Source organism: Burkholderia sp. Ac-20345, assembly GCF_017104825.1.
Classification (GTDB): domain Bacteria; phylum Pseudomonadota; class Gammaproteobacteria; order Burkholderiales; family Burkholderiaceae; genus Burkholderia; species Burkholderia lata_B.
Window position 1 is genome coordinate 1 of sequence record NZ_JAAGPO010000179.1, and the last position, 24047, is coordinate 24047.

Annotated in this window: 20 protein-coding genes; 7 read left to right on the forward strand and 13 right to left on the reverse strand. The window is 68.1% G+C overall.

All coding sequences use genetic code 11. The features are described 5' to 3' along the window. On the reverse strand, positions 1-837 hold an 837-nt coding region (locus tag G3O06_RS37345), incomplete at its 3' end, for a LysR family transcriptional regulator (protein WP_205819138.1). 112 nt (positions 838-949) lie between these two features. On the opposite strand from G3O06_RS37345, the gene G3O06_RS37350 reads away from it, so the two are divergent. Then, on the forward strand, positions 950-2470 hold the full coding sequence (locus tag G3O06_RS37350; protein ID WP_174912783.1) for a CoA-acylating methylmalonate-semialdehyde dehydrogenase: 1521 nt from the start codon (positions 950-952) through the stop codon (positions 2468-2470). A gap of 59 nt (positions 2471-2529) precedes the next feature. On the opposite strand, the gene G3O06_RS37355 is transcribed toward G3O06_RS37350, so the two are convergent. The 8 genes from G3O06_RS37355 to G3O06_RS37390 all read right to left on the reverse strand — a co-directional run bounded on the left by G3O06_RS37355 (position 2530) and on the right by G3O06_RS37390 (position 11581). Next, entirely contained in the window at positions 2530-3414 is an 885-nt protein-coding gene (locus G3O06_RS37355) for a MurR/RpiR family transcriptional regulator (RefSeq protein ID WP_174912786.1), read from the reverse strand. Between the two features lie 295 nt (positions 3415-3709). Next, positions 3710-4882: a Gfo/Idh/MocA family oxidoreductase gene (locus tag G3O06_RS37360; RefSeq protein WP_174997144.1), complete on the reverse strand. Its 1173-nt coding sequence runs from the start codon at positions 4880-4882 to the stop codon at positions 3710-3712. 48 nt (positions 4883-4930) lie between these two features. Beyond that, positions 4931-5857, reverse strand: a complete 927-nt coding sequence (locus G3O06_RS37365) for a TIM barrel protein (RefSeq protein ID WP_205819139.1) — start codon at positions 5855-5857, stop codon at positions 4931-4933. Between the two features lie 32 nt (positions 5858-5889). Further along, on the reverse strand, positions 5890-6903 hold the full coding sequence (locus G3O06_RS37370; protein ID WP_205819140.1) for a Gfo/Idh/MocA family oxidoreductase: 1014 nt from the start codon (positions 6901-6903) through the stop codon (positions 5890-5892). Positions 6904-6962: 59 nt separating this feature from the next. Then, positions 6963-7874 (reverse strand): sugar phosphate isomerase/epimerase, encoded by a 912-nt coding sequence (locus G3O06_RS37375; RefSeq protein ID WP_205819141.1) that lies wholly within the window; start codon positions 7872-7874, stop codon positions 6963-6965. A 76-nt stretch (positions 7875-7950) separates the two neighbouring features. After that, positions 7951-8976, reverse strand: a complete 1026-nt coding sequence (locus tag G3O06_RS37380; RefSeq protein WP_174912802.1) for an ABC transporter permease — start codon at positions 8974-8976, stop codon at positions 7951-7953. 26 nt (positions 8977-9002) lie between these two features. Further along, entirely contained in the window at positions 9003-10586 is a 1584-nt protein-coding gene (locus tag G3O06_RS37385; protein ID WP_174912805.1) for a sugar ABC transporter ATP-binding protein, read from the reverse strand. Between the two features lie 68 nt (positions 10587-10654). Continuing rightward, the gene (locus G3O06_RS37390) at positions 10655-11581 is read right to left on the reverse strand and encodes a sugar ABC transporter substrate-binding protein (protein WP_174972579.1); all 927 of its coding nucleotides are present in this window, start codon (positions 11579-11581) and stop codon (positions 10655-10657) included. 307 nt (positions 11582-11888) lie between these two features. Here G3O06_RS37390 and iolC point away from each other — a divergent pair, with 307 nt between their 5' ends. The 5 genes from iolC to G3O06_RS37415 all read left to right on the forward strand — a co-directional run bounded on the left by iolC (position 11889) and on the right by G3O06_RS37415 (position 18204). Further along, positions 11889-13847, forward strand: coding sequence for a 5-dehydro-2-deoxygluconokinase (iolC, locus tag G3O06_RS37395; RefSeq protein ID WP_205819142.1), 1959 nt, complete (start codon positions 11889-11891; stop codon positions 13845-13847). A 45-nt stretch (positions 13848-13892) separates the two neighbouring features. Then, on the forward strand, positions 13893-15776 hold the full coding sequence (gene iolD, locus G3O06_RS37400) for a 3D-(3,5/4)-trihydroxycyclohexane-1,2-dione acylhydrolase (decyclizing) (RefSeq protein ID WP_205819143.1): 1884 nt from the start codon (positions 13893-13895) through the stop codon (positions 15774-15776). Between the two features lie 61 nt (positions 15777-15837). Then, on the forward strand, positions 15838-16767 hold the full coding sequence (iolE, locus tag G3O06_RS37405) for a myo-inosose-2 dehydratase (protein ID WP_205819144.1): 930 nt from the start codon (positions 15838-15840) through the stop codon (positions 16765-16767). 44 nt (positions 16768-16811) lie between these two features. Continuing rightward, positions 16812-17627, forward strand: coding sequence for a 5-deoxy-glucuronate isomerase (gene iolB / locus G3O06_RS37410; protein WP_174934580.1), 816 nt, complete (start codon positions 16812-16814; stop codon positions 17625-17627). An 82-nt stretch (positions 17628-17709) separates the two neighbouring features. Beyond that, positions 17710-18204 carry a heme-degrading domain-containing protein gene (locus G3O06_RS37415; protein WP_205819145.1) on the forward strand — a complete coding sequence of 165 codons (495 nt, stop codon included), beginning with the start codon at positions 17710-17712 and terminating at the stop codon, positions 18202-18204. Positions 18205-18218: 14 nt separating this feature from the next. Here G3O06_RS37415 and G3O06_RS37420 read toward each other — a convergent pair whose 3' ends face one another. The 4 genes from G3O06_RS37420 to G3O06_RS37435 all read right to left on the reverse strand — a co-directional run bounded on the left by G3O06_RS37420 (position 18219) and on the right by G3O06_RS37435 (position 22926). Next, the gene (locus tag G3O06_RS37420) at positions 18219-19670 is read right to left on the reverse strand and encodes an MFS transporter (protein ID WP_205819146.1); all 1452 of its coding nucleotides are present in this window, start codon (positions 19668-19670) and stop codon (positions 18219-18221) included. A 75-nt stretch (positions 19671-19745) separates the two neighbouring features. Beyond that, positions 19746-20765 carry a cyclase family protein gene (locus tag G3O06_RS37425; RefSeq protein WP_205819147.1) on the reverse strand — a complete coding sequence of 340 codons (1020 nt, stop codon included), beginning with the start codon at positions 20763-20765 and terminating at the stop codon, positions 19746-19748. Positions 20766-20821: 56 nt separating this feature from the next. Next, positions 20822-22102, reverse strand: coding sequence for a CoA transferase (locus tag G3O06_RS37430; protein WP_174972567.1), 1281 nt, complete (start codon positions 22100-22102; stop codon positions 20822-20824). Between the two features lie 59 nt (positions 22103-22161). Then, a complete protein-coding gene (locus tag G3O06_RS37435; RefSeq protein WP_174972565.1) occupies positions 22162-22926 on the reverse strand; it encodes an IclR family transcriptional regulator in 765 nt (254 codons plus the stop codon). 232 nt (positions 22927-23158) lie between these two features. Between G3O06_RS37435 and G3O06_RS37440 the strand changes: the two genes are divergently transcribed. Next, positions 23159-24047, forward strand: an 889-nt coding sequence (locus G3O06_RS37440) for a CoA ester lyase (protein WP_205819148.1), incomplete at its 3' end; no start/stop codon positions are given.

Consider the following 24047-nt stretch of genomic DNA (forward strand, 5'->3'; position numbering starts at 1 on the left):
TATGTGGTCGCCGAACGCGCCCGACGGCCGCCAGCCGTCGAGCAGCGCGACGAGCCGGCCGGCGTCGAGATCGCGCTGCGCACTGAAATCCGGCAGCAGCGCAATGCCGAGCCCGCCGAGCGCCGCCTCGCGCATCGCCTCGCTGTTGTTCGCCGCAAAGCTGCCGCGCACCGGCACGCTCACACGCTCACGCCGCCGGCCGTGCGGCTCGAAGCTCCATGCGGCCGGCTCGTTGTCGCGCAGGTAGCACAGGCAGCTGTGCTCGACGAGCTCGCTCGGGTGCCGCGGCGCGCCGCGCGCGTCGAGGTAGTCGCGGCTCGCGACGAGCAGCGAGCGCGTGTCGCACAGCTTCCATGCGACATGGGTCTGCGGCGCGGTGGTCGTATGGCGGATCGCGAGGTCGAAGCCCTCCTGCGTCAGCGAATGCAGCCGGTCCGACAGGTCGAGCTCGATCTGCACGCCCGGATGCTGCCGCAGGAAATCGGGCAGGTGCGGCACGACCTGCTGGCGCCCGAGCGCGACCGGCACCGTCAGGCGCAGCAGGCCGCGCGGCTCGCCGGCCAGGTCCTTCACGCGCGCGAAGTGCTGCCCGATCGACTCGAACGCGTCGCGCGTGCTGTCGACGAGCGTCTGGCCCGCGTCGGTGAGCCGCACGCTGCGCGTCGTGCGACGCACGAGCGGCACGCCGGCCGCCTTTTCGAGATCGGCGATGCGCTGGCTCATCGCGGCCTTGCTGATGCCGAGCCGCTGCGCGGCGGCCGTGAAACTGCCCGCCGCGGCCAGCACCGTCAGCGAATGGATATGCGGCCAGAGCGCCTGGACATTTTGCTGATTCATCCATTGATTATTCAGAATTCTGAACAGTGAATCAAGCTGCGCGGCCTTCTCCCGCCCGGCGCGTTTGCCTAGACTTGGTGCTGTCCACCCCACCCGATCCCCAGGAGACACGATGAATCCGGTTCCCGCGTACACCTCCGACGCCGACGTCGGCCACTATGTCGACGGCGCGCCCGTCGCCGGCCGCAGCGGCCGCTTCCAGGACGTTCTCAATCCCGCGCTCGGCCGCGCGGTGCGCCGCGTGGCGCTCGCCGACGACAGCGAAGTGCAGCAGGCCGTCGCATCGGCCCATGCCGCGTTCCCGGCCTGGGCCGCGACGCCGCCGATCCGCCGCGCACGCGTGCTGCACCGTTTCCTGCAACTGATGAACGAGCACCGCGACGCGCTCGCGGCGATCATCACGGCCGAGCACGGCAAGGTGTTTTCCGACGCGCAGGGCGAAGTCGCGCGCGGCATCGACATCATCGAATTCGCATGCGGCGTGCCGCAGCTGCTGAAGGGCGACTTCACCGACCAGGTCAGCACCGGCATCGACAACTGGACGATGCGCCAGCCGCTCGGCGTCGTCGCGGGCATCACGCCGTTCAACTTCCCGTGCATGGTGCCGTGCTGGATGTTCCCGGTCGCGATCGCGACGGGCAACACGTTCGTGCTGAAGCCGAGCGAGCGCGACCCGTCGGCGGCCTTGTTCATCGCCGACCTGCTCACGCAGGCCGGGCTGCCGGCCGGCGTGTTCAACGTCGTGCAGGGCGACAAGGGTGCGGTCGACGCGCTGCTCGACCACCCGGACGTGCAGGCCGTCAGCTTCGTCGGTTCCACGCCGATCGCGGCCTACGTGCAGCAGCGTGCGGTGCAGTCGGGCAAGCGCGTGCAGGCGCTCGGCGGCGCGAAGAACCACCTCGTCGTGATGCCCGACGCGAACCTCGAGCAGGCCGTCGACGCGCTGATCGGCGCCGCGTACGGCTCGGCCGGCGAACGCTGCATGGCGATCAGCGTCGCGGTGCTGGTAGGCGACGTCGCGGACCAGATCGTGCCGCTGGTGGCCGAGCGTGCACGCAAGCTGGTGATCGGTGACGGCATGTCGCCGGAAGTCGAGATGGGCCCGATCGTCACCGGAGATGCATTGAAGCGCATCGAAGGCTATATCGAGCAAGGCGTGAACGAAGGCGCACAACTGGTGGTCGACGGCCGCGGGCTGCGCGTGCCGGGCCGCGAGGCAGGCTTCTTCACCGGCGGCACGCTGTTCGACCACGTGACGCCCGACATGCGGATCTACAAGGAAGAAATCTTCGGGCCCGTGCTCGGCTGCGTGCGCGTGAAGGATTTCGGCGAAGCGGTCGACCTGATCAACGCGCATGAATTCGGCAACGGCGTGTCGTGCTTCACGAGCGACGGCGGCATCGCGCGCGAGTTCGCGCGGCGCATCCAGGTCGGCATGGTCGGCATCAACGTGCCGATTCCGGTGCCGATGGCATGGCACGGCTTCGGCGGCTGGAAGAAGAGCCTGTTCGGCGACATGCATGCATACGGCGAGGAAGGCGTGCGCTTCTACACACGCCAGAAGTCGGTGATGCAGCGCTGGTCGTCGAGCATCGGCAAGGGTGCCGAATTCGCGATGCCGACCGCGAAGTAACCGCCTGACGGCACGCCGCCCGCCGATCAGTTAAGCGGGCGGTGCGCCGGCCGGACGCGTCAGCCGGCCTGCGTGCCGTGCGCGCCGTCGGCGGTCGGCAGGTACGACAGTTCGAGCCGGTACGCGAGCGCGACGAACAGGCTCTGCGCGAGGCCCATCGTGGCCGTCAGCGCACGGAAACCGAACGTCGCGCTGTCCTGCACCATCAGCGTCACCTCGGCCTCCCGCGCCAGCGGGCTCATCCGGCTGTCGGTGATCGCAATCAGCCGCGCGCCGCGCTGCACGGCCTGCTGCGCGACCTGCACGGTTTCCTCCGCATACGGCATGAACGAGATGACGATCATCACGTCGCCCTCGCGCACCGAGCGGATCTGCCCGAGATGCATGCTGCCGAGCGCGCTGAACAGCCCGATGCGCTTGTCGGTGTGCTGCAGCGCATAGTCGAGGTACACGGCAATCGGAAACGCGCGCCGCGAGCCCGCGATCCAGATCGCCTGCGTGTCGGCGAGCAGGTCGACGGCCTGCGCGAGCGCCTGCGAATCGAGCGTCTGCCGCAGCTGCTGCATCCCGGCGATGCTGCCCTTGATGAATTCGTCGGCGATCTGCTCGGGCTGCAGGCTCGACGAGCCCGATTCGATCACGTCGCGCAGCCGCAGGTTGTACGCGCGGCCCGGCGCGATCTGCTGCGCGATCCCTTCGCGGAACAGCCGCTGCATCTCGGAGAAGCCGGAGAAGCCGAAATGCTTCGCGAAGCGCACGACGGCCGACGGCTGGACGCCGCACGCCTCCGCGAGCGACTGGATGCCTTCCAGGCCAAGCTGGTCCCGATGCGTTTCCACGTGGCGCGCAATCACCTTCAGGCGATTGCTGAGGCCGTCGTACTCCTGCGTCAGATGCTGCAGGAACTGCTCGACGGTGGCGGGAGGTTTCTCGGATGAACTCATCGGATAGCGCGAAGTTGACGGCCCCGGCATGCGCGCGATGTTGACTGACGCGGCCCGGGGCTCACCTGGATACATGCATGAAGGGCGAATTTAATCACGTTTGCGGCGCGGCCCGCGCCGCGTGCTCGCTCCCACGCGCTCGATCATCACTTGCCTACGCTCCACGGCGATACTGGAAGCGATTGTCCAACGCTCTCGCGGCGTCGTAAAGATTAGGGCGTCTACCAAGCCGGCCATCGGTGGGAACCGGCGCGAAACCGCCCGCCCCGCGCCCCGGCCGGCCCGTGCCGCCGGTTCAACGATAGTCGACCCACACGCCGCCCGCATCGGCGGAGCGCACGCAGTTCTCGACCCAGCGCACGCCTTCCACGCCCGCATGGACGTCCGGATAGCGGATGTTCTTCAATGCCTCGGCGTCGCCGCGATCGGCCGCATCCATTGCGAGCGCGAAGCGCGCATAGAGATTCGACCAGGCCTCGAACAGCCCTTCCGGATGCCCGGCGCCGATGCGATCTTCGCGCAATGCGTGCGGATGCAGGTAACCCATCCCGCGATCGAGCACCTGCGCCGGCTGCCCCTGCACTTCGTAGCGCAACTGGTTCGGGTGCTCGTCCCACCACTCGACGCTCGCCTTCGAGCCGATCACGCGCACCTTCTGGCTATGCATCGAGCCCGCGTTCACCGCGCTCGACCACACGTAGCCGACCGCGCCCGTGTCGTATTCCATGATCGTGAACGCGTTGTCTTCCAGCGGCGCGCGGCTCTTCACGAAGCTCTGCCGCGAACACATCAGCCGACGGATCTTCAGCTCGGGCGCCATCACTTCGGAGATGTACAGCGGATGCGTGCCGATGTCGCCGAGCACATAGCTCGGGCCCGCGAACTTCGGGTCGACGCGCCAGCGCGCGGCCGCACTCGCGGCCTCGACGCCCTCGCTGTGGAACCCGTGCGCAAACTGCATCTGCACGATGCGGATCTCGCCGAGATCGCCGCGCGCGATCATCTCGCGCGCCTGCTCGATCATCTGGTGTCCGGAATAGCCGTACGCGACGCCGACGATCAGGTTCTTCTCGACCGACAGCCGCTGCAGCGCTTCGGCCTCCTCGGTCGTGAAGCACAGCGGCTTCTCGCAGACCACGTGCAGCCCCGCGTTCAGCGCGGCGCGGCAGATCTCGAAGTGCGTGTTGTTCGGCGTCGCGATCGACACCGCGCGAATGCCGTCCGGGCGGCGGGCCTCGGCATCGAACATCGTCGCGTAGTCGGGATAGCAGCGTTCCGCGGCAACGCCGAGCTTCACGCCGAACTGGCGGCCGCGTTCGGGATCGATGTCGAACGCGCCGGCGACCAGCTGGAAGCTGCCGTCGCGCAGCGCGGCCGACCGGTGGCTGTAGCCGATCTGGCTGCCGAGCCCGCCGCCGACCATGCCCCAGCGAATCGAATGTCCAAGCAGAATCTGTCCGTCAATCATGATGGTGGTGTTCCTGGTCCGTGTTCAGGGTGTGCGTGGTGCGGTGGATCATGCGAAGCCGGCCGACGCGAGAAACGCGCGGCTCGCGGCGACGTCGCGCAGGCTCGTGCCGGCATTGCGCGGGTCGCGCTCCTGCTCGATCGTGATGTAGCCGGCGTAGCCGATGTCGTCGAGCGCGTGCCGGATCGCCCGGTAGTCGAGCACGCCGGTGCCGATCGGGCACATCACGCCGCGCGCGCACGCGGCGAAGAACGCGATGTGCTCGCCCATCACCGCGTCGTACACGGCCGCGTCGATGTCCTTGAAATGCACGTAGTCGAGGCGCGCCGCGTGACGGCGCAGCCACGCTTCCGGATCCATGCCCGAGTAGTACAGGTGGCCCGTGTCGAGACAAAGGCCGGCCGTGTCGGCCGGAATGTCGGCGACGATCCGGTCGATCTCGTCCGCGAACTCGATGTAGCCGCCCGCATGCGGATGGATCACCGTGCGCACGCCGAATTCGTCGCGCGCGATCGTCGCGATCTGCCGGATGTGCTCGACCATCGTCGACCAGCTTTCGTCCGACAGCCGCGGCGCGCGATCGCCATGGCCCGCCGCGTAGTCGCGTTCCTCGTGGCCCCAGTCCATCACGACGAGGTACGGCGCCGCATGGCGCTGGCCGTCCTGCGTCGGCAGCTTCGGCAACCGCGTGATCAGCGCGCAGATGTCGCGCGTCTGGCGCAGCAGGTTCGCCAGGTTCTCCGGCGCTACGAGATCGTCGAAGATCGTGCCGGCGGTGATGCTCAGGCGCTGCCGCTCGAGCTCCGCGCTCACCACGTCGAGCTCGAGCGGGATGTAGCCGTATGGCCCGAGCTCGATGCCCGAGTAGCCGGCCTCGGCAGCCTCGGCGAGCACCTGCCGCCACGGCGGCAGGTGCGGGTTCTTCACGTCGTCGACACCCCAGCAGCACGGTGCGCAACCCATCTTCATCGTCATGTCGATCGGTCCGGCAGATAAGCGGCTGCGGTTCAGCCGCGATAGAACGCAGGGCGTTCGGCCATCGCGATCGGCTCGACCGCCCCGCTCTTTTGCGCACGCACGCAGGCGTCGGCCGCGACCGCCGCCGCGTAGCCGTCCCATGCAGACGGCCCGGTGAGCGCGTTCGCGCGTACGCCGTCGATGAACGCCTGCAGCTCGACGTCGTACGACGCGATGAAGCGCTCCTTCCAGTCGGTCATGATCTCGACCGACTGCCGCGCCGCATGCTTGAGCCCCACGGCCGGCGGATCGGGCAGCTTCGCGATGCCCTGCTCGCCCACCACCTCGCACTGGATGTCATAGCCGTACTGGCAGTTCACGAAGATCTCGACGTCGATGCGCACGCCGCTCGCGGTTTCCAGCAGCACGATCTGCGGATCGGCGAGATGCGAGGACGCGTGGCGCGTCTTCTTCGGATAGACGACCTGGGTGCTCACGTAGTCCTCACCGAGCAGCCAGCGCAGCACGTCGAGCTCGTGGATCAGCGTGTCGGTGATCGCCATGTCGGTCGTGTAGCGCTCGCCGACCGACTGGTTGCGGTGCGCGCAATGCAGCATCAGCGGCGCGCCGATCTCGCCGCTGTCGATCACGCGCTTCAGCGCGCGATAGCCTTCGTCGTACGGACGCATGAAGCCGACCTGCACGAGCCGCTTGCCGTGCGCGACTTCGGTCTCGACGATCCGCATGCAGCCTTCGGCCGTGACCGCGAGCGGCTTCTCGCAAAACACGGGCTTGCCGTGCGCGATCGCATCGAGCACGAACGCTTCGTGCGTCGGCCCCCACGACGTGACGAGCACGGCCTGCACATCGGCGGCCGCGACCACCTCGTGGCCGTCGCCGTAGATCTCGGCGTCGAGCCCGTACTTCGTCACCGCGTCGCGCGCCTGCTGCGGATCGATGTCGTTGACTGCCACGACACGCGCGCCGGACAGCGTACGGGTCAGTCTGCGAATATGGTCCTGGCCGATCGCACCGCAGCCGATCACGCCGATTTGCAAGGTCATCTAAGAGTCTCCAGTCGTTCATTGGCGGTGCGGCACGCGCCGCACCGGTCAGCCATCCGTCAGCGCGCCGTGCGATCGAAATGACGATCGACGTAGCGTTGGATCATGTCGCGCATGTAGCGCGACGACGCTTCCGCACGGTCCTCCCACGCGAACACGCACGACGACATCACGCCGTCGAAGCCTGCCGCGCCGAGCGCGCGAAAGAACACGTCCCAGTCGATCTCGCCCTGCCCGATGTCGAGATGCTGGTGCACGCGGATCTGGTTCGAACCCGGCGGGTTCACGATGTAGCGCAGCTGGCTGCTCTTGCGGTGGTCGAAGGTGTCGGCCACGCGCACGTGTGCGAGGATCGGCGCGGCCTGCGCGATCATCGCGGCCATGTCGTCGCCGTAGTAGAACGTGTGCGGCGCGATGTACGACAGCTTCAGCGACGGCGAGCCGATATTCGTGACGATGTCGATCGCGGGCTGCAGCTGCTCGATCCAGTCCTCCGGATGCGGCTCGACCGACAGCACGATGCGTTCGCGCTCGAGGATCGGCAGCAGCTCGTCCATCGACCGGAACCACGCGGCTTCGCATAGCGCCTGAGGGTTCGCGCCCGGCCGTTCGCCAACCGAGCGCTCGGGCGACGCGCCGCGCCCGAACTCCGACACCATCAGCGCGCACTCCATCTCGACCGCCACCTCGATCGCCTTCTTCCAGCAGCGCACCGCCCATTGCCGCTCGTCCTCGAACGGGCTCGCCCAGCGGTACATCGGCTGCAGCGACGCGAGGCCGACGCCGCTCGCGCGCATGGCCTGACGGAATGCGGCCATCCGCTCGCGGGTCGCGCGGGGCATCACCCACCAGTCGAGAAAGTCGCTGCGCGGCGACAGCTCGATCTGGTCGTAGCCGAGCTCGGCCACCGCGTGCGGCAGGCGGTCGAGCGGCAGGTGGCGAATCATGTAGGGGTCCAGCGCGATCTTCATCGAATGTCCTCGACGGTGGCGGGTTCCGGTCGAAGGCGGCGGCACGTGCCGCCCTCGCCCGGCGATGCATGGCGGGTCAGCGGCGCTTCTTCTTGTTGCGGTACTGGTCGGCGATCACCGCCGCGACGATGATCGCGCCCTTGACCATCTCCTGGTAATACGCGTCGATGCGGATGAACGTGAAACCCGACGTCATCACGCCGAGGATCAGCACGCCGATCACGGTGCCCGTCACGCGGCCGAGGCCACCCGACAGCGACGTGCCGCCGATCACGACCGCCGCGATCGCATCGAGCTCGTACATCACGCCCATGCCCGACTGGCCCGAGATCGCACGCGCGGCCGTCACGGTGCCGGCGATCCCGCTCAGGAGGCCCGCGATCGCGTAGACGAAGATCAGGTGGCGCGTGACGTTGATGCCCGACACGACGGCCGCATGACGGTTCGCGCCGATCGCATACGTGTACTTGCCGAAGCGCGTGTAGCGCAGCACGACGTGGAAGATCGCGGCGATCACGAGAAAGATGATCACCGGATTGGCGCCCGCGCCGATGGCCGCGAACGGGTCGGTCAGCATCGACACCGGCATCCCGTTCGTGAACCACTTCGCGAAGCCGCGCGCGGCCACCATCGTGCCGAGCGTCGCGATGAACGGCGGAATGCCCGTCATCGCGATCAGCGAGCCGTTCAGCAGGCCGACCAGCAGCCCGACGCACACGCCGGCCAGCACGGGCCAGATGATCGGCAGGTCGGTCAGGTGCGGAAACACCGCGCGCGGGAAGTCGGACACCTGCGCGAGACTGGCCGAGACGACCGCCGCGGCGGCCACGACCGAGCCTGATGACAGGTCGATCCCGCTGGTGATGATCACGAGGTTCACACCGACCGCGATGATGCCGATCACGGCCATCTGCAGCACGATGATCTCGAGCCGCTCGGTGTTGAACAGGAAGCTCTGGCCGACGACGATCCAGCCGACGATCTCGAAGAACAGGCTGATGCCGACGAGCACGAGGAAGATGCTCAGCTCGGGCGGCCACTTCGTGTGCCGCGTCTTGAGGGTCATGGTCTGCGCATCCGCGACCGGGTTCATGTTGCCCATTTCCTTGTCTCCAATCTTGTTTCGGCTCAGCGCGACGCGAGATCCATGATGCGGACCTGGTCGGCGTCCTTGCGATCGACGATGCCGGTCATGCGCCCTTCGTGCATCACCATCACGCGATCGCTCATTCCCAGCACTTCCGGCATTTCCGACGAGATCATCAGCACCGCGACGCCCTTGCCGGCGAGCGCGCTGACGAGCCGGTGAATCTCGGCCTTCGCGCCGACGTCGATGCCGCGCGTCGGTTCGTCGAGGATCAGGATGCGCGGCTGCGTGAGCAGCCAGCGGCCGATCAGCACCTTCTGCTGGTTGCCGCCCGACAGGTTCTGGATCTCCTCGTGCAGCCCGGGCGACTTCACGCGCAGCATCCGGCTCATTTCCTCGCAGTCGCGCTTCAGCTGCGCCTGCCGCACGAAATTGAACTTCACGTAGCGGTTGCTGAGCACCGCGGCTTCCATGTTCGCCAGCAGGTCGAGATTCAGGAAGCAGCCGGTGTCCTTGCGGTCCTCGGTGAGGAAGGCCATCCCGTACTTCATCGCCTGCGCGGGCGTCGTGATGCGCACCGGCTTGCCGTCGATCCGGATCTCGCCCGACGTGGCCGGCACGACGCCGAACAGCGCCTCGGCAACGTTCGAACGCCCCGAGCCGACGAGGCCGGCCACGCCGAGGATCTCGCCCGCGCGCAGTTCGAAACTCACGTCGCGGAACACGCCGTCGACGCCGAGGTTCTTCACCGACAGCACGACGTCGCCGATCGGCACCTCTTCCTTCGGGAACATCTGCGTGATCTCGCGCCCGACCATCATGCGGATGATGTCGTCGCGCGTGACGTCGCTCGATGCATGCGTGCCGATGTACTTGCCGTCGCGGAACACCGAGAACTCGTCGGCGATCTCGAACAGCTCGTTCATCTTGTGCGTGATGTAGACGATGCCCTTGCCCTGCTCGCGCAACTGGCGAATGATCCGGAACAGGTGCGTGACTTCCTTGTCGGTCAGCGCCGAGGTCGGCTCGTCCATGATCAGCACGTCGGAGTCGAACGACACGGCCTTCGCGATCTCGACCATCTGGCGGCTCGCGACCGTCAGCGTGCGCACGTCGGTTTCCGGATCGATGTCGATCGACAGCCGCTCGAACAGCTCGGCCGTCTGGCGGCGCAGCGCCGCGTGATCGATCAGGCCGAAACGGTTCTTCGGTTCGCGGCGGATCCAGATGTTCTCCGCGACCGTCATGTACGGCATCAGGTTGAGTTCCTGGTGGATCATCGCGATGCCGCGGTCGAGCGCATCGAGCGGGCCGTTCAGCACGACGGGCTCGCCGTTGATCAGGATCTCGCCCTGGTCGGGCGTATAGACGCCGGCGATGATCTTCATCAGCGTCGACTTGCCCGCGCCGTTCTCGCCCATCAGTGCATGGACGGTGCCGCGACGCACACGGAACTGCACGCCGTCGAGCGCAACGACGCCGGGAAAGGACTTGCCGACGCCGCGCACCTCGAGCACGCAGTCGGCCGCGGAAGAAGCCGGCGGGGCCGACGAGCCGGTCGAGCCGGATGAAGCGGCCGGCGCATCGCCGCCGGCCATCGGGCGCGCGACTCTGGCTGTAAACATGGACGTTCCTCGACAAGTCGCGCGCGAACCCGGGCATGCCGGGCCCGCGCAGTTCAACGGATCACCGGTCAATGCTTCGCGTACTGGTTCATGTTCTCGGGCGTCACGAGCTCGAACGGCACGTTCACGTAGCGGTCGACGGGCTGTTTCTTCGCGAGCTTGAGCGCGGCCGCGACGGCCTGCTGCCCCTGCCCGGCTGCGTTCTGGTACACCGACACCTTCAGCTCGCCGCTCTTCATCGATGCGAGGCCGTCAGGCGTCGCGTCGATGCCGGCGACGATCGTCTTCGGCGTCAGCTTGCGCGCGGCCTTCAGCGCGTTGATCGCGCCGATCGCCATCTCGTCGTTGTTCGACACGATCGCGTCGAACTTCGTGCCGGAGCTCAGCCAGTTCATCGTGATGTCCTGGCCCTGCGTGCGGCTCCACTTGCCTTCGCGCTTGTCGACGATCTTCATGCCCGCGCAATCCTTCGTCGCGATCACGTCCTCGATGTCCTTGGTGCGGGCGCGCGCCGATTCGTTGGACAGCTCGCCCATCAGCACGAGCAGGTCGCCCTTGCCGCCGAGCAGCTTGCACACCTGGCGCGCCTGCAGCGTGCCCGACTGCTTCTCGTCGGACGCGACGACCGCGACGCCGGTTGGCAGCTTGTCGAAATCGACCGGCTTGCGGTTCACGTAAACAAGCGGAATCTTGGCCGCCGTCACCATCTTGGTGATCTTCGGCGTCGCGTCGGTATCGACCGCGTTCACGATGATCGCGTCGACCTTCTGCGCAATCATGTTCTGGACCTGGCTCAACTGCTTGCCGACGTCGTTGCCGCCGTCCTCGATCTGTACCGTCGCGCCGTCCTTCTTCGCCGAATCGGCGATGCTGTTGCGCAGGATGGTCAGGAACGTGTCGTCGAACGACGCCATCGTCACGCCGATCTTCTCGGCATGCGCGAGCGGCGCAGCCAGGATCGCGGCGGCCGCGACGGCCATCAGCTTGGTCTTCATGATCAATCTGTCTCCTCATCTCCGGGGGGCGGAAGACGGCGCGTTGCGCGCCGCCGGGCCGAGTCCGATACGGACTGAAGCATCCGGATGAAACTGTAGATCACTTCCTCGAAAATTTGGAAATTTATTTCTACGTGATTTCACCTAGGGAACTGGATTTCCAAAAAGTCTAGACTCCGTTCCGTAGCCCGATTCCTTGCGGCAGGCAGTCCCGCGTCGTGCAGTACACGTTGCGGATCGCCACCGATGGATCGGTCCCCTAATCTGCCGGCATCGCCGAACGCCGGCCGCGAGCGTGACACGTGATATGAGCCTGCTGAACTTTCCGAGTGACCGCCCCATCGATCTCGCCTGCCTCGGCCGCGTGGCCGTGGATCTCTATGCGCAGCAGTACGGCAGCCGCCTGGAGGACGCGCGCAGCTTCCAGATGTATCTCGGCGGCTCGTCCGGCAACGTCGCGTTCGGCGTGGCCCGGCTCGGGCTGAAGACCGCGATGATCTCGCGCGTCGGCGACGAGCAGATGGGCCGCTTCCTGCGTGAAACGCTCGAGCGCGAAGGCTGCGACACGAGCCAGCTGCAGACCGACCGCGAGCGCCTCACCGCGCTGGTGCTGCTCGGGCTGAAGGATCGCGACACGTTCCCGCTGCTGTTCGTGCGCGAGAACTGTGCGGACATGGCCGTGCGCGCCGACGAGATCAGCGAAGACTTCATCGCGGGCTGCCGCGCGCTGGCGATCACCGGCACGCACCTGTCGACGCCGGGCACGCGCGAGGCGTCGCTGACCGCGCTCGGTTATGCACGCCGCCATGGCGTCGTGCGGATCCTCGACATCGACTACCGGCCCGTGCTGTGGGGACTGACCGCGCGCGGCGCGGGCGAAAACCGCTACGTGCCGGACGCGCAGGTGACGCGGCAGCTGCAGCAGGTGCTCGGCGAATTCGACCTGCTGGTCGGCACCGAGGAGGAATTCCTGATCGCGGGCGGCGTGCCGCACGACGTGATCGGCTCGTTGCAGGCGGTGCGCAAGATCACGAATGCGACGCTGGTCGTCAAGCGCGGCGCGCTCGGCTGCTGCGTGATCGAAGGCGACATTCCCGCCCGCATGGACGATGCACCGACCTACCTCGGCGAACGCGTCGAGGTGCTCAACGTGCTCGGCGCGGGCGACGCGTTCCTGTCGGGCCTGCTGTCGGGGCTGCTGCGCGGCCGCGACTGGGCCGAATCGACGCGCATCGCGAACGCGTGCGGCGCGATCGTCGTGTCGCGTCACGCGTGCTCGGCCGCGATGCCGACGCCGGCCGAACTCGCGCACTGGTTCGACGGCAGCCGCAATCCGGTGGTCGACGCCGACCGCACGCTCGCGCACCTGCATCGCGTGACGGTGCCGCGCCGCGAATGGAACGAGCTGTGCGTGATGGCGTTCGACCATCGCAGCCAGTTCTACGAACTCGCGGTGCAGGCCGGCGCGGACGAAGCGCGGATCAAGACGCTGAAGCGCCTGCTCGTGCGCGCGGTCGAACAGGTCGAGCGCGATCGCCATCTCGAAGGCCACGTCGGCGTGCTGATCGACGGCGGCGGCTACGGCAGCGACGCGCTTGCGTCAGCCACCGGACGCGGCTGGTGGGTCGGCCGCCCGGTCGAGCTGCCGGGCTCGCGGCCGCTGCGTTTCGACGAAACGCGCTCGGTGGGCTCGTCGCTCACGCACTGGCCGACCGAACAGGTCGTGAAGTGCCTGGTTCACTATCACCCCGACGACCAGGTCGACCTGCGCGTCGAACAGGAGCAGCGCGTGCTGGAACTGTGGGAAGCCACGCGCGCCAGCGGCAACGAGCTGCTGCTGGAAATGATTCCGCCGCGCGCGGTCACGCCGGCCGGCACCGAGGACGATGCGGTGCTGCGCACGATCGCGCGCTTCTACAACCTCGGCGTGATGCCCGAATGGTGGAAGCTCACGCCGCTGAGCGCCGACGGCTGGGCGCGGCTCGCCGCGCTGATCGCCGAGCGCGACCCGCACTGCCGTGGCGCGGTGATCCTCGGGCTGAACCAGCCGCTGCAATACCTCGTCGACAGCTTCCGCTCGGCGACCAACCCGATCGTCAAGGGCTTCATGGTCGGGCGCACGCTGTGGGCCGATGCATCGCTGAACTGGTTCGCCGGCCGGATCGACGACCAGGCGCTGATCGACGAAGTCGCCGGCAACTTCGCGCAGCTGGTCGATGCGTGGCTCGGCCGCCGTGCCGCGGCCGCCCGCGCCGCCGCGGCCTGACGCGACGCCCGCGATGACCCACCCGATCTCTCTTCACCGACCGACATGACCTCTACCGTAAGACTGACCGTCAGCCAGGCACTCGTGCGCTACCTGGCCGCCCTGCGCGCCGAAGTCGTCCAGCCCGACGGCCGCACCGAGATCCTGCCGTACTGCGGCGGCGTGTTCGCGATCTTCGGTCACGGCAACGTGGCCGGGCTCGGCGAGGCGCTGCACGCGGAAAAGGACCGGCTGCCGACCTTTCGCGCCCACAACGAGCAAGGGATGGCCAATGCGGCCGTCGCGTTCGCGAAAGCGAATTTCCGCCAGCGGATGATGGCCGCGACGTCGAGCATCGGCCCCGGCGCGACCAACATGCTGACGTCGGCCGCGCTCGCGCACGTCGGCCGGCTGCCGCTGCTGCTGTTGCCCGGCGATGTGTTCGTGTCGCGTCTGCCCGACCCCGTGCTGCAGCAGGTCGAGGATTTCGAGCAAGGCGACGTCAGCGCGAACGACTGCTTCCGGCCGGTGACGCGCTACTTCGACCGGATCACGTCGCCCGAGCAGCTGCTCGTCGCGCTGCCGCGCGCGATCCAGGTGATGACCGATCCCGCGCAGTGCGGCCCCGTGTGCCTCGCGCTGCCGCAGGACGTGCAGACCTTCGCGTACGACTGGCCCGAGGATTTCTTCGCGCCGCCGGTGATCCGGATGCGCCGGCCGCCCGCCGACGCGCTCGAACTCGCCGATGCGCTCGACGTGCTGAAGGCCGCGAAGAAGCCGCTGATCGTCGCGGGCGGCGGCGTGCTGTACAGCCAGGCATGGGACGCGCTGCGCGCGTTCGCCGATACGCATGGCGTGCCGGTCGCCGAATCGCAGGCCGGCAAGGGCAGCCTCGCGTGGGACCATCCGCTGAATCTCGGGTCGATCGGCGTGACGGGCTCGCCCGCCGCGAACCGCGCGGCCGCGCAAGCCGACGTGGTGTTCGCGGTCGGCACGCGGCTGCAGGACTTCACGACCGGCTCGCACGCGCTCTATGGCAATGCGACGCTATTGAGCCTGAACGTGCAGCCGTTCGACGCGGGCAAGAAACGCGGACATCAACTGGTGGCCGATGCGCGCACGGGCCTCGGCCAGTTGTCGGCCGCTCTGGCAGGCTGGCACGCCGATCCGGCCTGGACCGCAGGCAGCCGCGACCAGGCCGCCGCTTGGAATGCACGCGTGACCGAACTCACGACGCGCGTGCCGAAAGACACGCTCCCGTACGACGCGGAAGTGATCGGCGCGGTACGCGATTCCGCAACCGACGCGGGACTCGACAGCGCGCGCGACGACCTCGTCGTGTGCGCGGCCGGCACGCTGCCGGCCGAGTTGCACAAGCTGTGGCGCAGCGGCGTGCCGGGCAACTACCACATGGACTATGCGTATTCGTGCATGGGCTACGAGGTCGCGGGCGGCCTCGGCGCGAAGCTCGCGCGGCCCGAGCGCGAAGTGATCGTGATCGTCGGCGACGGCTCGTACATGATGCTCAACGCGGAACTCGCGACGTCCGTGATGCTCGGCCGCAAGCTGATCGTCGTGATCCTCGACAACCGCGGCTACGGCTGCATCGAGCGGCTGCAACTGAACTGCGGCGGCGCGAGCTTCAACAACATGCTCGACGACTGCGTGCCGGAGGGCGGCGAGCGATCGACGATCGATTTCGCGATGCATGCGCGCGCGATGGGCGCCGAAGCCGTGCACGTGCGCGACATCGGCGAGCTGCGCAGCGAAATGAAGCGTGCCCGCGCCGCGAAGAAGAGCCAGGTGCTCGTGATCGACACCACGCACCGGCGCACGACCGACGACGGCGGCGCATGGTGGGAAGTCGCGGTGCCGCAGGTGTCCGAACGCACCGGCGTCGACGCAGCGCACCGCGCGTATCTCGATGCGAAGACCCGGCAGCGGCGCTGATGGCGCGCACTGCCCACGAACCCTCCCCGCAAAAAACACATTCGAACCAAGGAAGCAGGCCATGAGCTGGAACGTCCGCATCGGTATCAATCCCCTGTCATGGATGAACGACGACCTGCCGTCGCTCGGCGGCGAGACGCCGCTCGAAACGGCATTGAAGGAAGGCGCCGAGATCGGCTACGCGGGCTTCGAGCTCGGCAACAAGTTTCCGAAGACGGGCCCCGAGCTGAAGGCGAAGCTCGCCGAGTTCGGGCTCGTGTGCGTGTCGGGCTGGTATTCGGGTTTCCTCGCCGAAGTCGAGCCGGGCATGAGCGACGCCGAGGCGGTCGCCGCAGAAATCGAGCGCTGCCGCGCGCACATGACGAAGCTGCAGTACAACGACGTGAAGGTGGTGGTCTACGGCGAATGCGCGGGCACGATCCAGGGCAACATCGACACGCCGGTCGCGAAGCGGCCGCGCTTCGTCGACGACGACGCCTGGCGGCGCTATGCGGCACGCCTCGACGCGTTCGGCGCGCGCCTGCTCGACACGTACGGCATCAAGCTCGCCTACCATCATCACATGGGCGCGTACGTCGAGTCGCCCGACGACGTCGACCGGCTGATGGCGCTGACCGACCCGGCGAAAGTCTTCCTGCTGTTCGATACCGGCCATGCGTATTTCGGCGGCGCGGCCAACCCGGTGACGCTGCTGAAGAAGCATGTGTCGCGCGTGGTCCACGTGCATTGCAAGGACGTGCGGCCGCAGGTCGTCACGCAGGCGCGCAACGACGGCTGGAGCTTCCTGAACGGCGTGATCAACGGCACCTTCACGGTGCCGGGCGACGGCGCGCTCGACTACGAGGCGACGCTGCACACGCTGAAGGACGCCGGCTACGAAGGCTGGCTCGTCGTCGAGGCCGAGCAGGATCCGGCCGTCGCGCCGAGCTATGCGTATGCGAAGAAAGGCTACGAATCGCTGCGCGCGATCGTCGACCGGTTGAGCGCGTAAGCGCGTGAACGCATGAGCCCCACCCTGTTGCGGAGCCCCACCCCATGACGATTTCTCCCCTGCTGGTCAAAGCCTCTGCCGACCGCGAAATCTGCAACGTCACGCCCGAGTCGGCCGGCTGGAAGCACGTCGGTTTCCGTGCGCTGCGCCTGAAGGCCGGCGACACCGAAACGCTCGACACCGGCGCGCGCGAGCTGTGCGTCGTCGTGCTCACGGGCACGGTGCGCGCGGACATCGACGGAACAACCTACGATGCGCTCGGCAAGCGCGACAGCGTATTCGAGGACGTGTCGCCGGACGCGCTGTACGTGCCGGGCGGCAAGACGGTCACGCTGGTCGCGACACGCGATGCGGAAATCGCGCTGTGCACCGCGCCATACGCGAGCGGCGACAAGCCCGTGCAACGCCTCGACGGCGAACGGATGCGCCGCTCGGTACGCGGGCAAGGCACCAATACGCGCTACGTGTGCGACATCCTGATGGGCGACAACCCGGCGGCCGACCGGCTGCTCGTGGTCGAGGTCGTCACGCCGGCCAGCCATTCGAGCAGCTATCCGCCGCACAAGCACGACCGCGACGCGGCGCCTGAAGAAACGTCGCTCGAGGAAACCTATTACCACCGGATCGATCCGCCGCAGGGTTTCGCGTTCCAGCGCGTGTACACGGACGACCGCAGCCTCGACGAAGCATGCGCGGTCGAGGACCACGACGTCGTGATGGTGCCGCGCGGCTACCATCCGGTCGTCGCGCCGCACGGCTACAACCTGTACTACCTGAACGTGATGGCCGGGCCGAGCCGTGCGTGGGCGTTCAAGAACGATCCCGCGCACGAGTGGATGCTCGACGCGCCGAAGCGCTGATGGAAAGACGGGCCCGCGCGCGGCCCGTGACGATGCGACGCCCGGCACGCGCACCCAGAGCCGGCGACGCCACGGAGCCGCCATGGTGACGACCCTCTTTCGCTTCGCCCCCCATCCCTTCGACGACGACGCGTCGAATCCGGCACTGCCGCGCTTCGATGCGGCCGTCGCTCGCCGGATGGGTGAAATCGCTGTCAACCTTGCCTCGCGCCGCGGGCTGCCGATCGCGGTGAGCATCGTCGGCGAGCAGGCGCCGCTGTTCTACTGCGCACTCGACGGCAGCGACGCCGGCGACAGCGACGCGATCCGGCGGCGGCAGAACACGGTGTTGCGCTTCGGCCTCAGTTCGCTCGCGGTCGGCGAGCGCTTTCGCCGCGCCGGCTGGTCGCTGCAATCGCAGGGGCTGTCGGATGACGACTATGCGCTCGACGGCGGCGGCGTGCCGTTGCGGATTGCCGGGGCGGGTATCGTCGGCGCGATGACGATCGCGGGGCTCGACGACGCTCGCAATCACGCGCTCGTCGTCGAATGTTTGCGATGGCACGTCGGCGCGAACGCGCTTGCGATGAGCACGTAGCCGCCGTCACGCCGTCACGAACGGCGCGTCGGCAGCACGTCGAGCGTGCGCGCCGGCCGTTTCGCCACGACGGCGTCGGCCTCCTCGTCCGGGATATCGTCGAGCGACCGGTTGTTGGTGCGCGGCCCGAACGCACCGATCGACAGCATCACGATCAGCATGCTGCCGCCGATCAGCGCGAACACCGCCGACACGCCCGCCCGCTCGAGCAGCAGCGCGACGATGAAACTGCTGACGGCCCCGGTCAGGCGGCCGATCGAATGCACGAAGCCGAGCGCGCGCCCACGGATCGCGGTCGGAAACAGTTCCGACTGGTACGCGGTGCCGTTGCTCGCGAGCACCGTGCTCGACAGCGTGACGAGCAGGCCGAACGCAATCACGAACGGCGCTTGCGCCGACATCGCGAACGCGCTGCCGAACAGCGCGACGCCGAACGCCGACGCGACGATCAGCCACTTGCGCTCGATCCGGTCCGCGACCAGACCGGCGACGAGCGGCGACACCGGATAGGCGAACGCGATCACGAACGCATAGCCGAGACTCTTCGCGACGGTTGCGCCCTGAGCGGCGAGCAGCGTCGGCAGCCATTGGCTGAAGCCGAAGAAGCCGATGCTCAGGAATCCGTTGAACGCAATCAGCATCGCGGTGCGGCCGCGGTATCGCGCATCCCACATCGACGGCGCACGCTGCGCGGGTTGCACGGCGGCGGCCGGTAGCGGGACCGCGGGCAGCGGCCGGCCGGATTCGCGCTCCACCATGCGTTCGAGTTGCTGCACGATGCGTTCGGCCTCGGCTTCCCGGCCCGCGCCGACGAGCCAGCGCGGCGACTCCGGCAAGCGTGACTGCAGCCACCAGACGACCACCGCCCCGCTTCCGCCGAGCAGCACGACCCAGCGCCATCCGGACCAGCCGAGCGGAGCGCGCGGCACCCAGAGCCACGACACCAGCGCGAGCACCGGCATGGCCAGGTAGCCGACGGCGAAGCAGACCGCGAACGCCCGGCCGCGTACCGCCTTCGGCACCAGCTCGGTCAGGAACGCGCCGATCGTGATCAGCTCCGCGCCGACGCCGCAGCCCGCGACGAAGCGGCACACGAGCACGCCGAGCGCGCTCGACTGCACGCACATCATCAGGCTCGCCGCGGTATAGAGCAGCAATGCACCGGTGAACAGCGCGCGGCGCCCGTAGCGGTCCGCCAGACGCGACACGAACATTTCGCCGACGAACAATCCGATGAACGTCGCCGCGCCAAGCGCGCCCTGATCCGACATGCCGAGCACGCCGCGTGCCCCGGTGTGAAAGATGCCGTCGCGAATGAGCCCAGGCGGCAGATAAGTCATCTGGAACAGGTCGTAGACCTCGAAAAAGCCGCCGATGCTCAGGAACAGCACAAGCTTCCAGATACCGGCTGTCGCGGGCAGGCGATCGATGCGCGCGGCAAGCGATGCCGCAAGGGAGTCAGACATGGCGTGTCCTCGGTAGTCGCCCGCGCGGCGCGCGGGACGGCGGTCATGGCGCGGTGCAGGCCGCGCGGCGGGCATTCACACGGTGGCGACCGGATTGACCGGCGAGCCGACGAGCCCGCGCAGATGCAGCGGCGGCGCGGTCAGCAGGAAGCGGCAGCGGCGATGTTCGTGCAACCAGTCCGCCAGCGGCGTCAGGTGCCACAGTTCGCCGAGATGGATGCCGAGCTTGAACAGGCACAGCTCGTGCAGCGGCATCAGCGCGCCGGGCTGCGCGCGCGGCGGCGCATCGCGCGGGCGCTCCTCGACCGCATGGTTGTCGGCCGCAAGCGCCGCGAGCCCCGACGCGTCGATCCAGTTCAGCAGGCGCTCGTCGGCGCCGTCCAGCACGCAGCAAGCGTGCGGCGCACCGGTCTCGCCACGCGCGGCCGCTTCCAGCAGACGGTCGGCGAAACCCGTATGCACGCACACGATATCGCCGCGCTCGACGCTCACGCCATCCGCGCGCAGCACCGCCATCCAGTCGTCGAAACCGACCTTGCGCCGCGCGTCGCCGAAGTGACGGCGCAGGTCGACCATCACGCCGCGCCCCTGCACGCCTGTCCGTGCCATCACCTCGATGCCGAGCGCCCGCGCGCCGCCTTCCGGCGCACCGGCCTCCGGCACACGGATATGCTCGTCCATCCGGTAGCCGTTGTAGAACACGCGGGTCCTTTCACCATCACCCGCCGGATCGAACAGCGAGCCGACGTGCGACAGCGCGTCCCATTGCGTCGAGAACTGCGAATGCATGCAGAACGCGTCGTCGCACACGACGTCGGTTGCGTTCGCAACCTGTTCGTCCGCGCGATAGCCGAAGTACGGCTTGTCGCCCACCAGCGCCGGCATGATCGCGGGCGGTCGCCGCCGCGCGTTCAATCCGCCGCCGCGCGGCACGTCGAGCGGCAGGCTCAGCGAAAAAACACGGCCTTCGCGTACTTCCGCGACGCCGCGCAGCACGGCGTCGGGCGTCAGCCAGTTCAGGCGCCCTTTCTGGTCGTCCGGGCCGAAATCGCCCCAGTTCGAGCCGTGGGGTCGATGGGTCCAACGCGGATTCATGGTGTCTCCTCCATGCAATGTCCGGTGCATCCGGTATCTGTCGGTGCGCGGCCCGCTTACCGCGAATGGATCACGCCCAGCGCGGCGAGCCGCGCGTATTCGTGCTCGCCCAGCAGCGGCTGCAGGATCTCGCGGTTGTGTTCGCCGAGCGTGGGCGCGGGCCGGCGGAACGCGCCGGGCGTACCCGACAGGCGCGGCGTGACGTTGTGCATCGGCAGGCTGCCGACGTCGTCGTCGGGCAGTTCGACCAGCGCCTCGCGCTCGATCACGTAGCGATCCGCGACGATCTGTGCGATGTCCTGGATCGGCCCGGCCGTCACGCCCGCTTCCTCGAAGAACGCGAGATTGACGTCGAGATCGCGTGCCCCGATGAATTCGCCGACGATCGCGTCGAGCGCTTCCGCGTGCCGCACGCGCAGCACGTTGGTGGCATAGCGCGGATCGTCGATCAGGTCAGCGCGGCCGATCGCGCGGAACAACCGCTCGGCCATCGCCTGCGTCGAACTCGACAGGCACAGCCATTTACCGTCACGGGTGCGATACGCATTGCGCGGCGCGGTGTTCGTCGAGCGGCTGCCGGTGCGCGGCTTGATCTCGCCGGTCATCACGTAGTTCGCCGCGGCCGGCCCGAGGATCGACAGCAGCGGCTCGAACAGCGACACGTCGATCACCTGCCCCGCCGCACGCTGCGTCCCGCGCGCATGCAGCGCGACCAGCACGGCGAGCGCGCCGGACATCCCGGCCGTCATGTCCGCAAGAAACATCGGCGGAAGTACCGGCTCGCGATCGGCAAACCCGTTGATCGCCGCGAAGCCGGCATAGCCTTCGGCGAGCGTGCCGAAGCCCGGCTTGTGCCGAAACGGGCCGGTTTGCCCCCAGCCGGAGATCCGCGCGATCACCAGTTCCGGCCGGATCGCGAGCAGGTCGTCGGGGCCGAGCCCCATCCGCTCCGCGACGCCCGGCTTGAAGCTCTCGACGAACACGTCCGCGTCGCGCACCAGCCGGCGCACGATGTCGACGCCCTCCGGCGTGCGCAAATCGACGCACACGCTGCGCTTGTTGCGTCCGTATACCTTCCAGTTCGTGCTGATTCCACCCGCGCCGACCGCGCGCAGCGTATCGCCCCGCTCGCTTTCGACCTTCACGACGTCCGCGCCGAAGTCGGCGAGCTGCACGCTCAGCATGTTGCCGGCCATCAGGCGCGACAGGTCGACCACGCGCACGCCGGACAGCGGTCCGAGCGCGCCTGCGTCGAACGATTTCGGACGGATCGGGCCGGTGGGCGCGCGACGATGCGCGCCGGCCGCGCGGGCGGCCTGCGTGTCGGGTACGGACATGACTGTCTCCTGGTGGGTGTCGGTCGTTGGGTCAGGGATGCGCGCGCCGCGCGCCTGCACTACTCGAGCAGCGCGCCAAGCTGGTCGGCTGCGGGAAACGGCGCGCCAGCGGAGGGCAGATCGCCGCCGAGCGCATGCGTCAGCTCGGCGGCGGCGGCCTGCACGTGCGGCAGATAATCCGCCAGCACTTTCTTGTTGAAGCGATAGCGCGGCACGCCGAGCGAGATCGCCCCGCTCAGCACGCGGCCGACACCGAACGCCGGGCACGCGATCGCCGCGCTCTCCGGATCGCGTTCGGCAATCGACACCGTATAGCCCTGTTCGGCCGTCTTCTCGTACTCGCCGCCGCGCGTGCCGGAAAACGCGAGCAGCACGCGCCCCGCCGCGCCGGCGTCGAGCGGAAAACGGTCGCCTTCGCGCAGATGCGTGCGCACCGCGCGCTGTGCCTGGATGCGGAACAGGCAGACGCGCTGGTCGCCCTCGCGCACGTAGAACGCGGCGGTTTCGCCGGTCTGCGCCGACAGCGTCGACAGGATCGGCATCACGTGCTCGCGCAGCTGGAACGACTCGCGGTACATCACGCCGAGCTGGAATACGGCCGGACCCAGCACGTAGCGCCCGTCGGGCAGGCGCTTGATGAAGCGGAACTGCTCGAGGGATTCGAACATCCGCAGCAGCGTGCTCATGTTGAGCCCCGTCGCGTCGCTGACCTGCGCGAGCATCAGCCCGCCGGGCGCGCCGGCGAAGGCCAGCAGCGCGGTCAGCGCGCGATTGACCGCGGCCACGCCGCCTTCTGCCTGATTGTTCGTCTCCACCTTGCTCATGTCCGCCTCGTGCTGTGTCGGGCGACGGTGCGATCCGCATCGCCCAAGGTCATCAAAAAATGAAAGTCACTTTCATTATACGCAGAGCGACGATGACATCAACATGAATTCGAATGACTTCGATCGTTCATCTTCTTTCAATTCCTCGCAAATATAGGCGTTAACGATAATCTTGACGAATGCGCCCATCGATCACAAAAATAAAAGTGACTTTCATTTTATGAGAACGATGATGGATTCTTCCTTCCAACCGGTCTGGCGCTCGCTCCTCTACGTCCCTGCCCACGTCCCCCGTTTCGTCGAGAAAGCCGCGACCAGCGCAGCCGATGCGCTGATCCTCGACCTCGAGGACAGCGTCCCGTTCGCCTGCAAGCCCGACGCCCGCGCCGGCCTCGCCGACGCCGTGCCGATGCTGCGCGCCACCGGCCGCGACGTGCTGGTACGCGCCAACGGCCCGCTCGACCTGCTGGTGCCGGACCTGCGCGCGGCCGTGCGGGCCGGCGTGCACGGCGTCGTGCTGCCGAAGGTGCGCGGCGGCTCGCATGTCGAGGCAATCGACGAACTGCTGGCCACGCTCGAGGATGAAGCCGGTGCCGCACCCGGCGGCACGCGTATCGTCGCGATCATCGAAACGCCGCGCGCGTTCCAGGCGATGGACCGGATCGCACGCGCATCGCCGCGCGTCGTCGCGATGATGCTCGGCGGCGGCGACTTCGCGCTGAACTGCGAAAGCGGCACCGGCGCCGACGTCCTGCGCGTGCCGAAGCAGTTGCTGATCATCGCGGCGCGAGCGGCCGGCATCCTGCCGCTCGGCCTGATCGACGGTCTCGACGAACTGCGCGACCTCGATGCGTTCGAGCGCATCGCCCGCGCGTCCGCGGCGCTCGGCTATGCGGGCGCCACCTGCATCCATCCGCTGCAGGTCGATGCGCTGAACCGCGCGTTCCGCCCCGACGACGACGCGGTGCGCGACGCGCGTGCAGTGCTCGCCGCATACGACGATGCGCGAGCCAACGGCCGCGGCGCGCTGCGCATCGACGGCCGGATGGTTGACGCTGCAGGCGTCGCACAGGCAACGCGCGTACTCGCGCGCGATGCCGCCGTGCGGGCTCGCGCGCGCT

Coding starts and splice junctions, on each gene's coding strand:
- G3O06_RS37380 (WP_174912802.1), bottom strand. CDS start 8,976: ATGGGCAACATGAACCCGGTCGCGGATGCGCAGACCATGACCCTCAAG.
- G3O06_RS37425 (WP_205819147.1), bottom strand. CDS start 20,765: ATGAATCCGCGTTGGACCCATCGACCCCACGGCTCGAACTGGGGCGAT.
- G3O06_RS37370 (WP_205819140.1), bottom strand. CDS start 6,903: ATGACCTTGCAAATCGGCGTGATCGGCTGCGGTGCGATCGGCCAGGAC.
- G3O06_RS37430 (WP_174972567.1), bottom strand. CDS start 22,102: ATGTCCGTACCCGACACGCAGGCCGCCCGCGCGGCCGGCGCGCATCGT.
- G3O06_RS37435 (WP_174972565.1), bottom strand. CDS start 22,926: ATGAGCAAGGTGGAGACGAACAATCAGGCAGAAGGCGGCGTGGCCGCG.
- iolB (WP_174934580.1), top strand. CDS start 16,812: ATGACGATTTCTCCCCTGCTGGTCAAAGCCTCTGCCGACCGCGAAATC.
- G3O06_RS37360 (WP_174997144.1), bottom strand. CDS start 4,882: ATGATTGACGGACAGATTCTGCTTGGACATTCGATTCGCTGGGGCATG.
- G3O06_RS37355 (WP_174912786.1), bottom strand. CDS start 3,414: ATGAGTTCATCCGAGAAACCTCCCGCCACCGTCGAGCAGTTCCTGCAG.
- G3O06_RS37365 (WP_205819139.1), bottom strand. CDS start 5,857: ATGACGATGAAGATGGGTTGCGCACCGTGCTGCTGGGGTGTCGACGAC.
- iolD (WP_205819143.1), top strand. CDS start 13,893: ATGACCTCTACCGTAAGACTGACCGTCAGCCAGGCACTCGTGCGCTAC.
- G3O06_RS37350 (WP_174912783.1), top strand. CDS start 950: ATGAATCCGGTTCCCGCGTACACCTCCGACGCCGACGTCGGCCACTAT.
- iolC (WP_205819142.1), top strand. CDS start 11,889: ATGAGCCTGCTGAACTTTCCGAGTGACCGCCCCATCGATCTCGCCTGC.
- G3O06_RS37390 (WP_174972579.1), bottom strand. CDS start 11,581: ATGAAGACCAAGCTGATGGCCGTCGCGGCCGCCGCGATCCTGGCTGCG.
- G3O06_RS37375 (WP_205819141.1), bottom strand. CDS start 7,874: ATGAAGATCGCGCTGGACCCCTACATGATTCGCCACCTGCCGCTCGAC.
- G3O06_RS37420 (WP_205819146.1), bottom strand. CDS start 19,670: ATGTCTGACTCCCTTGCGGCATCGCTTGCCGCGCGCATCGATCGCCTG.
- iolE (WP_205819144.1), top strand. CDS start 15,838: ATGAGCTGGAACGTCCGCATCGGTATCAATCCCCTGTCATGGATGAAC.
- G3O06_RS37415 (WP_205819145.1), top strand. CDS start 17,710: ATGGTGACGACCCTCTTTCGCTTCGCCCCCCATCCCTTCGACGACGAC.
- G3O06_RS37385 (WP_174912805.1), bottom strand. CDS start 10,586: ATGTTTACAGCCAGAGTCGCGCGCCCGATGGCCGGCGGCGATGCGCCG.